Origin of the sequence: Agathobacter ruminis (assembly GCF_002735305.1) — a bacterium.
Classification (GTDB): Bacteria; Bacillota; Clostridia; order Lachnospirales; family Lachnospiraceae; genus Roseburia; species Roseburia ruminis.
On sequence record NZ_PDYG01000019.1, the window covers coordinates 22225 to 34075 of the forward strand.

12 protein-coding genes are annotated in these 11851 nt (G+C 45.3%); all 12 read left to right on the forward strand.

What is annotated here, in order from left to right:
- Positions 1–1827, forward strand: coding sequence for an alpha amylase N-terminal ig-like domain-containing protein (locus tag CSX02_RS05165; protein WP_099385868.1), 1827 nt, complete (start codon positions 1–3; stop codon positions 1825–1827).
- Between the two features lie 15 nt (positions 1828–1842).
- Positions 1843–4182 (forward strand): glycoside hydrolase family 31 protein, encoded by a 2340-nt coding sequence (locus CSX02_RS05170; RefSeq protein WP_099385869.1) that lies wholly within the window; start codon positions 1843–1845, stop codon positions 4180–4182.
- A 150-nt stretch (positions 4183–4332) separates the two neighbouring features.
- Positions 4333–4968 (forward strand): HD domain-containing protein, encoded by a 636-nt coding sequence (locus CSX02_RS05175; RefSeq protein WP_099385870.1) that lies wholly within the window; start codon positions 4333–4335, stop codon positions 4966–4968.
- Positions 4969–4986: 18 nt separating this feature from the next.
- A complete protein-coding gene (locus CSX02_RS05180) occupies positions 4987–5685 on the forward strand; it encodes a hypothetical protein (RefSeq protein WP_099385871.1) in 699 nt (232 codons plus the stop codon).
- A 50-nt stretch (positions 5686–5735) separates the two neighbouring features.
- Complete coding sequence (rbr, locus tag CSX02_RS05185) at positions 5736–6278, forward strand: rubrerythrin (RefSeq protein WP_031546485.1); 543 nt, start codon at positions 5736–5738, stop codon at positions 6276–6278.
- 32 nt (positions 6279–6310) lie between these two features.
- Positions 6311–6688, forward strand: coding sequence for a desulfoferrodoxin family protein (locus tag CSX02_RS05190; protein ID WP_031546487.1), 378 nt, complete (start codon positions 6311–6313; stop codon positions 6686–6688).
- Positions 6689–6799: 111 nt separating this feature from the next.
- Positions 6800–7111 (forward strand): hypothetical protein, encoded by a 312-nt coding sequence (locus tag CSX02_RS05195; protein ID WP_099385872.1) that lies wholly within the window; start codon positions 6800–6802, stop codon positions 7109–7111.
- A 62-nt stretch (positions 7112–7173) separates the two neighbouring features.
- On the forward strand, positions 7174–8160 hold the full coding sequence (locus CSX02_RS05200; RefSeq protein ID WP_099385873.1) for a metal ABC transporter substrate-binding protein: 987 nt from the start codon (positions 7174–7176) through the stop codon (positions 8158–8160).
- Between the two features lie 32 nt (positions 8161–8192).
- On the forward strand, positions 8193–8918 hold the full coding sequence (locus CSX02_RS05205; protein WP_031546493.1) for a metal ABC transporter ATP-binding protein: 726 nt from the start codon (positions 8193–8195) through the stop codon (positions 8916–8918).
- A complete protein-coding gene (locus CSX02_RS05210; protein WP_099385874.1) occupies positions 8915–9760 on the forward strand; it encodes a metal ABC transporter permease in 846 nt (281 codons plus the stop codon). Before CSX02_RS05205 ends, CSX02_RS05210 begins: the two co-directional genes overlap by 4 nt.
- Positions 9757–10359 carry a hypothetical protein gene (locus CSX02_RS05215; RefSeq protein WP_099385875.1) on the forward strand — a complete coding sequence of 201 codons (603 nt, stop codon included), beginning with the start codon at positions 9757–9759 and terminating at the stop codon, positions 10357–10359. The genes CSX02_RS05210 and CSX02_RS05215 overlap by 4 nt, the downstream gene beginning before the upstream one ends.
- A gap of 133 nt (positions 10360–10492) precedes the next feature.
- Positions 10493–11767: an O-acetylhomoserine aminocarboxypropyltransferase/cysteine synthase family protein gene (locus tag CSX02_RS05220; RefSeq protein ID WP_099385876.1), complete on the forward strand. Its 1275-nt coding sequence runs from the start codon at positions 10493–10495 to the stop codon at positions 11765–11767.
- The last annotated feature ends 84 nt before the right edge of the window (positions 11768–11851 follow it).

The following is an 11851-nucleotide window of genomic DNA, read 5'->3' on the forward strand; positions in this document are numbered from 1 at the left end:
ATGGAAAAATGGTTAGAAAGTGTATACAGCGATGGAAGCCCGCAGTTTGTGGTCCCTCCACTCCCTAAGATGAAGGAGCGGGTATCCATTCGCTTGCAAGTATACAACGATGCGAAGGTCAGACACATATTCCTGCGCACAGTGCCGAATGGCGCGGAATGTTTGACCGAGATGCATCCTCTGAAAGAGACAAACGGACTAACAATTTATGAGGCTTCTATCGAAATGACTGAGCCTAGGATGAACTATCAGTTTCATCTGGTTACCGAGGATACCATCTATTATTACACACAAAACGGAATCACGACCTATATTCCGGATCATACCTATGATTTTGTGCTGCTTGCCGATTATGTGCAGCCGGAATGGGTCAAATCTCAGGTGTTCTATCAGATTTTTCCGGAGCGTTTTTGCAACGGAACCGATCAATGGCCAATGGAATATGATGATGAGCATAAGCTCGATTTTTATGGCGGAACACTGGATGGAATTCGTGAAAAGATTCCGTATCTGAAAGAACTTGGTGTGACGGCAGTCTATCTCAATCCGATATTTGAGGCGCCGAGTACACACAAATATGACTGTAGCGACTATACAAAAGTCGATGCCGGATTCGGCGGGGATGAAGCGCTTGCACGTTTGAGCAAAGCGCTTCATGAAAACGGAATGAAACTGGTGCTTGATATTTCCATCAATCATACAGGAACGCAGGGACCGTGGTTTCAGAAGGCGCTCCATGACAAAAACAGTATGGAGAGAGGCTTTTATTTCTTTGAAGCAGACAGCGATGAGTATAAAGGATGGGCCGGATACAAGAGCCTTCCGGTACTCGATTACAGAAATGAAGAGTTACGCAACCGGATTTATCGTGACAAACATTCTGTTTTGCGCAAATGGTTACAGCCGCCGTACTCCATTGACGGCTGGAGATTTGATGTGGCAGATGTATTTGCACGCAATGATGAAATCCAACTGAATCGTCCGCTGTGGCGCGAAATTCGTACCGCAATCAGAGAAGAAAATCCACAGGCTTATATTCTTGCCGAGGATTGGGGCGATTGCGGAACTTATATGCAGGGCGATGAGTGGGATGCGCCGATGAACTATTTTGGATTTGGTCGCATTATCCGCCAATATCTCGGAGCCGGCGATCTGTTTGGAATGCGCAACGAAATCATTCGCAATGTGCCGTATCGCATGACTGCGGAAGATGTGGAGGCGCGTGTGCGCCAGCATCTGGCCAAGATTCCGTTTGTATTCTGGCAGAATCAGTTTAATCTGTTTGACAGCCATGATGTATCCAGATTACATCATGAAAATGTAGACTGGGAGAGTTATCGCGGTGCGGTTATTTTCCAGTTTATGATGATAGGAACTCCTTCCGTTTATTACGGAGATGAACTGGAAATTGAAGGATGGACTGAAAATGACGGGGGATTCCGTGCGCCGATGCCATGGAATCGTGTGAACGAAAATCTTCATGAGACTCCGTTTTATCATTTATATCAGACACTTTCTCATCGCAAATGTGAATATTCCTCACTTTGCGAAGGCAGCATGAAATTCCTCTGCGCCGAGAAACAGGTGATTGCACTTGCGCGTTTTGATGAAACGCAGGCACATGTGATGGTGATGAACCATAATGATACGGAAATTACCATGACGATTCCGTTCGGTGCAATTGGTTTGACAAAAGAATGTGGGCTGGAGGAAGTATTTGCAGAAGAACCAAAATGTCAATGGTCGGATGATCGCAATTTAACCATCACAATTCCGGCACACAAAACCTATCTTTTTTACGGACAAAAAATGCAGGGGGGAAACTAAATAACAAAAAGGGTTATGATGAAAGACATGAGAGGAAAGAATTATCGAATTACCGTGCTCACCAGCCGATTAATCAGACTTGAATACAGTAGCACGGGACAATTCGTGGATGGCTATACGCAACTGGTGACATCGCGTGACTTTGCTTCGCCGGAATATGATGTGAAATACAACGGTGACTGTCTCGAGATTGAAACCGGAGATCTTCATGTATATTACGACCAAAAAGAATTCTCTCCGCAAGGGTTAAAGATTACGCTTCAAAAAGGGTTTGGAATCTATGGCTCTACCTGGAAATACGGAGACAAGGTTCGTACACTTGGAGGAACAGCGCGTACGCTTGACAATGCAAACGGAGCTGTTGCGCTGGAAGATGGACTGTTATCCCGCGAGGGATATGCGATTTTGGATGATTCCAAAAGCGCGGTCATAACGGAAGATGGATGGATCAGACCTCGTGAAATTGATGGAATTGACATCTACTTCTTTGGTTATGGTCATGATTATCTGGATTGTTTGAAAGATTTTTATCATTTATGCGGAAAGACACCGCTGTTGCCTAGATATACACTTGGTAACTGGTGGAGCCGTTTTTATCCGTATCAGCAGGATGAATATGTAAGTCTGATGGATCGCTTCGCACAGGAGCAGATTCCGATTGCTGTTTCGGTGGTTGATATGGACTGGCATATGACCAGCCTGCCGGAAAAGTACGGAAGCGGATGGACCGGATTCAGCTGGAATCCGGAACTGTTTCCGGAACCGGAACGCTTTTTGCAGGAACTGCATGAGAGAGGACTGCATGTGACTTTGAATCTGCATCCTGCAGATGGAGTGAAAGGCCATGAAACACAATATGTTCCGATGGCAAAAGCGCTTGGAGTTGATTACAAGAATGAGGAGCGTATCCCGTTTGAGGTGACCAATCCCAAATTTATGGATGCTTATTTTAAATATTTATTGCATCCGCTCGAAGAACAGGGCGTTGATTTCTGGTGGATGGACTGGCAGCAGGGAACCACATCGGAAATCCCGGGTATTGATCCGCTTTGGATGCTCAATTATCTGCATTATAAAGACAGCTGCCGCAAGGGCAATCGAGGACTGACATTCTCGCGCTACGCAGGAATCGGAAGTCACCGCTATCCGGTTGGCTTTTCGGGAGATACGGTCAACAGCTGGGAGTCGCTTGATTTTCAGCCGTATTTTACCGCGACTGCAAGCAATGCGGGATATAGCTGGTGGAGCCATGATATCGGTGGCCATATGATGGGAGAAAAAAATGACGAGCTTGCAACCAGATGGGTGCAGTTCGGAGTCTTCTCGCCTATCATGCGTCTGCACTCGACCTCGAATCCGTTTTACGGAAAGGAACCATGGAACTTTGGAACCGATGCGAATCGCATCATGCAGGACTTTATGCGCCTGCGCCATCGTCTGATTCCGTATCTTTATACTGCAAATTATGAGACATCGGAGCAGGGCATTCCTTTGATGCAGCCGCTCTATTATCACAACGATTGTGATGAGGCATACCGGCACGGCAACGAATACTATTTCGGAAGCCAGCTTTTGGTCTGCCCGATTACAAAGCCGCAAAATCAAAAGACCTGTCTCGCGAAGACTGATATTTATCTGCCACAGGGAATCTGGTATGACTTTTTCACACACGATGTCTATGAAGGCAATCGGACAATGGAAATGTATCGTACCCTTGATTCCATTCCGGTTATGGCAAAGGCCGGTGCAATCATTCCGCTTGCGGAAGATTACAGCCGTGCACATCTGCATAATCCGAAATATCTCGAATTGCAGGTATTCCACGGAGCAGATGGGCAATATACCATGATAGAAGACGACTGCAGCGACCAAAAGCTTCAGCAGTCCCGCTATCAGACAGAATTTGTATACCGTTGTGATCCGGAAGAATCCGTATTGACCATGCACCGCACCGGCAATCATTTTCCGGATGAAATGAATCATCGTGTCTACAAAATCCGCATCATCGGGGTATCGAATCCGACAGCGGTTCGCGTGAACCAGACACTTCGAAAAGAAGGGATCGATTATCATTATGACGAAAAGCTGTCTCAGCTTCTCTTGACGATTCAGGAGCCGGACTGCGATCAGTTTGAAATCGCTTTGACGTTGCTGGATGGCCAGGTTCAAAAAACGGATGCCCGCGCTGAGATTTTTGACAGACTTAATCGCATGCAGATCTCATATGATCTGAAGGCACGCATCTACGAAATTGTCTGTGCATCCGCACCGCTTTCCGAGCGAATGCGACGCCTTCACGACCTTCGTATCGATGCGGATATCAGCGGAGCAATCTTTGAACTGCTATATATGTAAATTCCCTAAATAATTTGTTGTGACATAAGAGAAGAGCCGTCAATCCTGACGGCTCTTTTCGCGTGTGAATAGTACTTGCGCATTGCCTGATGCATGGGGTAAAATGGACTTATCACAGTGTCATAAGTACCATATGGGTGATGTGTTTGGATGGAGAATTTGAAACTCATGACATTAAAGGAATTGATTGGATTGCTCCGAAAGGAAACGGATGCAAAGCGGATTGATGAGAAGAGAGAAGAGATTGCCCGGCTGATGCCAAAGGTACGGATTATGTTTGATTTTGATCAGAGAAATCAGGCGCATCAGTATGATTTGTGGCTGCATTGTATTCATACGGTGACGGGATTGCCAAGAGATCTGGATGATGACATGATCTATCTGGGTGCATTGCTTCATGATATCGGGAAACCGGATTGCCAGACGCGAGGACGGCGGGCGGATGATGAGGATATGCATTATTACGGTCATCCGAAACGCAGCATGGAGATCGTACGCGATGAGGTGATTCCGGGGTTATTGGATCAGGACGGGTTTGAAAAAGAGGATGCGCGCAGGCTGATTTATTATGTGGAGCATCATGACGATCGCATGAGTGTGGATGAGCGATGCGTGAATGCTTATTTTGACAAAGGTGTCAGTCTGGAGGAATTTCGAAATCTGATGCATTTGCAGGTAGCGGATGCACTGGCGCATGTACAGATTCCTATCGTGGCGCAGAGAGTGGAAAAATGCCGGCTTCTGTCCGGCGCGTATGCGTGTGAGGTTTTTCGGAAACGGGTATAGGAAAAAGGGGGGAATATCGTGGGTGATATCGATATCAATGCGGTTTATAATGCGGTAATCAAGCGGCTTCACTGGGCAGATGCGATATTGATCAGTGCGGGTCCGGGAATGGCTTCCGCCGAAGGCTATAAAATGATGGCGGACACCGATGATTACAAGAAATATTTTGGAGAATTCCGTGAAAAATATCAGGTGACAGGCATTTATCAGGCGCTGTTTGCGCCGATGACGACGGATGATAAGGCGCGGTTCAGAGAACAATTGCGCAAATATCTGGTGGATGATTATGAGGGGAGCGAGGTATATCGCAATTTAAAGAAACTCATGACCTTCAAGCCATACTTTGTGGTGACAAGTAACGAGGATCGCCATTTTCAAATGAACGGGTTCGAGGAAGAATCCATTTATGAAATCGAAGGAAATTTTTTCGGACTGGAAAAAGAATCGACGGAGTGGCTCGCACAAAAACAGCGCTTTCGGGACTTTTTGCAGGCACATGAGGGGAAGAATATCCTGCAGCTGGAATTTGGAATCAAGGCGTCGAACAAGACCGTGAAGGCGCCACTGATGCTGATTGTATCCAAAAATCCGAATATGCGCTATGTGACTTTCAATACGGCGAAGGAAATCAGCATCCGGATTGATATTATGGATCGCAGTCTGGCTGTGCCGGGAAGAATTGCGGATGCGTTGAAAATACTGGATGTTTTGTATTAAGTTTTATGATAAAATAATAATGCAAATGTGTTTATTTAAGGAGGAAGGCTATGGGTACAAACAAGTATGCAGGAACGAAAACGGAGAAGAATTTGTTGGAAGCATTTGCCGGTGAATCACAGGCCCGAAATAAATATACTTATTTCGCTTCTGTGGCAAAGAAGGCAGGATTTGAGCAGATTGCCGCACTGTTTCTGAAAACGGCGGACAATGAAAAAGAGCATGCAAAATTGTGGTTTAAAGAGCTTGGCATGCTGGGCGATACTTCAGAGAATCTGAAAGAGGCTGCAGAGGGCGAGAATTACGAATGGACAGATATGTATGATCGTATGGCAAAGGAAGCGGAAGAAGAAGGCTTCCCTGAACTCGCTGCAAAATTCCGTGGAGTGGCAGCCATTGAAAAAGAACATGAAGAGCGTTATCGCAAGCTCTTACAGAATGTGGAAATGCAGGAAGTTTTCAAGAAGAGCGAAGTGAAGGTATGGGAGTGTCGCAACTGCGGACATATTGTAGTTGGAACAGAAGCCCCTGAGGTTTGCCCGGTATGCAATCATCCGCAGGCATTCTTCGAGGTTCGTGAAGAAAATTACTAATAGCGGCTTATACATTTAATGGAGGGATTTTTATGAGAATTTATCGTTGTAACAAATGCAAAAACACAGTAGCTTTTTTGACTGAGAAATCCGGTTGCACACCGATGTGCTGCGGAGAAGAAATGGTCGAAATGAAAGCAAACACAACGGATGCCGCAACGGAGAAACATGTTCCGGTTGTCAGCATTGACGGAAACAATGTCACCGTCTGTGTGGGGGATGTGGAGCATCCGATGCTTGAAGAACACTACATTCAGTTTGTGATTCTTGAGACAAACAATGGATTCTTTAAGGCGGATTTGAAGCCGGGCGATAAGCCGGTTGCCAAATTTGTATTGCCGGATGGGGTTGTTGCAATTGCTGCCTATGAATTGTGCAATTTGCACGGATTATGGAAGAAGGAATTATAAAACCATAAGGATTGCAGAACAAAGAGGACTTCGTTTGGCGAGTCCTCTTTTTGTTGACAAATAGCGCAAAGATTTATAAAATATCTTCGATTGAAGTTAGGAGTGTGAAACATGAACGAGGCAAAGAAAAGAAATCGAATCATTGCTCTTGGCGCAGCGGTAGCTGTTCTTTTTGTGATGCTTTTTTCTTTGTACTTTCTTGCAGATCACGCAGATCATATTGCGCATTGTCATGAGAGTGAATGTCCGATTTGCCGTATGGCAGATCAATGCGCAACTGTCGTCAAACAAATCGGATGTGCATTGGCGGTTGTGGCAGCAATTGTTGCCATCGTAAAATGGATTTCGATTTTCGCTTATTTTGTCGAATGGAAAATCGGCAAATCGACTCTGATTACCCAAAAAGTGAGAATGAACGATTGAATTCAAAAAGCTACAGACCCTACTTGTAAACCAAACAATTTGTAGTATTTTGGAGGAAAATCATGAAAAAATTAATATCGTTACTCGTTGCAGCACTTGTATTGACACTCGCTGTCGGATGTGGAAAGGCGGATGCAAAGAAATCAGATTCTTCATCAAAGGAACTCTCTGTTGTCACGACCATTTTCCCGGAATATGACTGGGTAAAGCAGATTGTGGGAGATACATCTGAAGCTGACATCACCATGCTTTTGGACAATGGTGTGGATTTGCACAGTTACCAGCCGAATGCGGATGACATTATCAAGATTTCAGACTGCGATGTGTTTATCTATGTCGGAGGCGAGTCTGATGAATGGGTGGATGATGTTTTGAAAGAGGCCACCAACAAAGACATGGTTGTCATCAACCTGTTAGAGACACTTGGCAATCGTATTAAAGAGGAAGAAGTCGTGGAGGGCATGCAGGGAGAAGAAGAGGAAGAGGATGCCGATGAGGAAGAGGAAGGCCCGGAATATGATGAGCATGTCTGGCTTTCACTCAAGAATTCATCCGTTCTGGTTCAGGCAATCGCTGACGGAATCGCAAAAGCAGATCCGGACAACAAAGACGCCTATGAGAAAAATGCAGCTGCTTATATCAAACAATTGCAGGATCTGGATGCAAAATATGAGGATGCGGTTGCAAATGCGGGAACAAAAACTTTGTTATTCGGAGACCGTTTCCCATTCCGATATCTGGTAGACGATTACAAGCTTGATTATTATGCTGCTTTTGTCGGATGCTCGGCAGAGACGGAAGCCAGCTTTGAAACCATCACTTTCCTGGCGGGAAAGGTAGATGAGCTCGGATTAAAGAATATTATGCAAATTGAAAGTGCGGATGGCAGGATTGCACAGACCATCATCGATAATACAAAGAATAAGAACCAGACGGTGTTGACTATGGATTCCATGCAGTCGGTAACCGCACAGCATGTTGCGGATGGTGCAAACTATCTTGCAATCATGGAAAAAAATCTTGAAATTTTAAAACAGGCTTTGCAGTAAAGCAGAAAGCACAATGCCTGTGGAGGTGTGATATGTCATATATGATCGCCCGCAATCTGTCCGTCGGATACGAAGGCCAGGAAGTGCTGGCAAATATTAATTTTGAAGTGAACAAGGGAGAATATCTGTGTATTGTCGGAGAGAACGGATCCGGAAAATCCACTCTGATGCGCACCATTTTGGGACTGCAGCCTGCAATATCAGGAGAAGTCATGTTCATGGACGGGTTAAAGAAAAATGAAGTAGGTTATCTGCCCCAGCAGACAATGATTCAACGCGACTTTCCAGCATCGGTGGAAGAAATTGTGCGTTCCGGTTTTCAGGGACAAATGGGATGGCGTCCTTTTTATTCGAAAGAACAGAAACAAAAAGCACTTGAAAATATGGAACGAATGCATATCGTAAATCTGGCAAAGCGCTGTTACAGGGAATTGTCCGGAGGACAGCAGCAAAGAGTACTGCTCGCACGCGCCCTGTGTGCGTCACAAAAAGTTCTGCTGCTGGATGAGCCGGTGTCAGGGCTTGACCCGAATGTGACGGCAGATATGTATGACCTGATTGCATCTCTCAACAGGGACGGGATTACCATTATCATGATTTCCCATGATATCGGTGCGACCATTCGCTATGCAACACATATTTTGCATGTGGACAATCGTCATACATTTTTCGGGACAAAGGAAGAATATCTGAAAAGCCCGGAAGGTTTTATTGCTGCGCATGAGCAGGAATTGGAATGTGAAGGAGGCAGAAAATGAACTGGATGGAAAAGCTTTCTTTTTATTTTCAATTTCCGCTTGTGCGGTATGCTCTGATTGTCGGCGTGCTGATTGCCCTGTGCTCGTCACTTCTGGGCGTGACGCTGGTATTAAAACGTTTTTCCTTTATCGGAGACGGCCTGTCGCATGTGGCATTTGGCGCAATGGCGATTGCTGCCATATTAAATATTGCAAATCAGACATTGTTGATTTTACCTGTCACTATTATTTGTGCGATTTTGCTGCTTCGGACCGGACAAAATGCTAAGATAAAAGGAGATGCCGCCATAGCGATGCTCTCTGTCGGAGCATTGGCATTTGGCTATCTGGTCTTAAATGTATTTCCGACATCCGCAAATGTATCCGGTGATGTATGCAGTACCCTGTTCGGATCGATGTCCATCCTGACCATCCGCAAAGAGGAAGTCTGGATTTGCATCATATTATCGATCCTGGTGATTGCATTCTTTGTTCTGTTTTATCATCGGATTTTTGATGTGACATTTGATGAGTCATTTGCACGATCTGCCGGCACAAAGGTGGACTGGTACAATCTGTTGATTGCCGTTATCATTGCAGTCATCATTGTATTGGCAATGAATCTGGTGGGCTCGCTTTTGATTTCCGCATTGATTATCTTTCCGGCACTGTCGGCAATGCGCATCTTCAAAAGCTTTCGAGCAGTCACAATCTGCTCCGCGGTGATATCCGTAATTTGTGCCCTGCTTGGTATGCTGGTTTCGATTCTGACGGGAACACCGGTAGGATCCACCATCGTGGCTGTGGATGTTTTGGCATTTTTGATTTGTTATATCATAGGAATCGTAGGAGGTAGAGGATGATAAAATATGGGAAAAAGCAAACCGCTGTATTGGGCATGATGATGGCGGGGAGTATTCTGATGAACGGATGCGGGTTAATTCAAAATAGTGTACACTCTGATAAGAATACGCCAAAAGGGGTTCAGGATGTGCTTGACGAGCAGACTGCGACACAATCCACGGAACCTGCTGCTACAGAACAGGATACCACCAATTATGGATACGGTGATGTAACCAATGTGGACAAGCCGACCGGGGATTTTGAAATCACAACAAAGGATGGCGTGCTTGATATTACCGATATGAGCAGCGAGATGGTCTATGCAATCGTCTATAATATGGTGACAGATCCGGACCAATTCGTTGATCTCCCTGTCAAAATTGACGGTGGAATGTCCGTTTACGAAGATCCGCATACCAAGAAGACATATTATGCATGTCTCGTCTATGATGCGGCCGGCTGCTGTGCGGAAGGAATTGAATTTGTTCTTGCGGATGGAGACTATCCGAAAGAAGGAACCCAAATCACCGTCACCGGAACCTTCACTACCTATAATGAAGGCGACAAGCAATACATCCAGCTCAAGGATGCTACGGTCACAACCAACGCTGAACAGTAGCTGCCTGCAAAAATTAGGCAAAATCGGCAGAAAAAGTAGAGAAGTGTCTTTATTTTGGCCGGATAAGTGCTATAATCGTACTGATGCACTTAAGGTGAATGAGAAAAGAATATGACTCGGAGGAACTATTTTCATGAGACAGGAAACGAAATGTATCGAAGGCGGATATACTCCTAAGAATGGAGAACCGCGTATGATTCCGATTTATCAAAGCACAACTTTCAAATATGATACCAGCGAGGACATGGGCAAGCTGTTCGATTTGGAGGCAAGCGGATATTTCTATACCAGATTGCAGAATCCAACCAATGATCTGGTGGCTGCAAAGATTTGTGAACTCGAAGGCGGAAGTGCAGGAATGCTGACTTCATCCGGACAGGCAGCAAACTTTTTTGCCGTCTTTAATATAGCAGGTGCAGGAGATCATGTGGTTGCATCGACTGCAATTTATGGAGGAACCTATAATCTGTTTAATGTGACAATGCGCAGAATGGGCATTGATTTTACATTTGTAGAGCCGGATTGCACAGATGAGGAGCTCGAGGCTGCATTTAAGCCGAATACAAAGGCCGTATTTGGTGAGACCATTGCGAATCCGGCGTTGACGGTATTTGATATTGAGAGATTTGCAAATGCTGCACATCAGCATGGTGTTCCATTGATTGTAGATAATACATTTGCAACGCCAATCAACTGCAGACCGTTTGAATTCGGTGCAGATATTGTGACACATTCGACCACAAAATATATGGATGGCCATGATGCAACCGTCGGAGGTGCGCTGATTGATTCCGGCAAATTTGATTGGATGGCACATGCTGACAAATTCCCGGGGCTTTGTACACCGGATGAATCTTATCATGGAATTACTTATGTTGAAAAATTCGGCAATGAAGCTGCATATATCACAAAGGCAACTGCACAGCTGATGCGTGACCTTGGATCAATCCCGTCTCCAATGAACTGCTATATGCTCAATCTTGGACTGGAATCTCTTGCGGTTCGCATGCAGAGACACTGTGAGAATGCGCAGAAGGTAGCAGAATTCCTTCAGGCAAATCCGAATGTCGAATATGTAACCTATCCGGGATTGCCGGGAGATGTTTCGTATGAATTGGCACAGAAATATCTGCCAAACGGCAGCTGTGGAGTCATTTCCTTTGGCGTAAAGGGCGGCCGTGCAGCAGCAGAACAGTTTATGAAGCATTTGAAACTTGCAATTATCGCAACACATGTGGCAGATGCACATACCTGCGTATTGCATCCTGCATCAGCAACGCATCGTCAGCTTTCCGATGAGGAACTGATTGCCTGCGGTGTAAAGCCGGATATGGTTCGACTTTCCGTCGGCATTGAAAATGTGGATGATATCATTGAGGATCTGTCTCAGGCACTTTCCTCTATTTAATACAACATGTCAAAAAGGAGCATGATGTACCGACCCCCAAAAGTTAGACCAAAAAATCTAACGATTGGAGGTCGGTATTTTTAT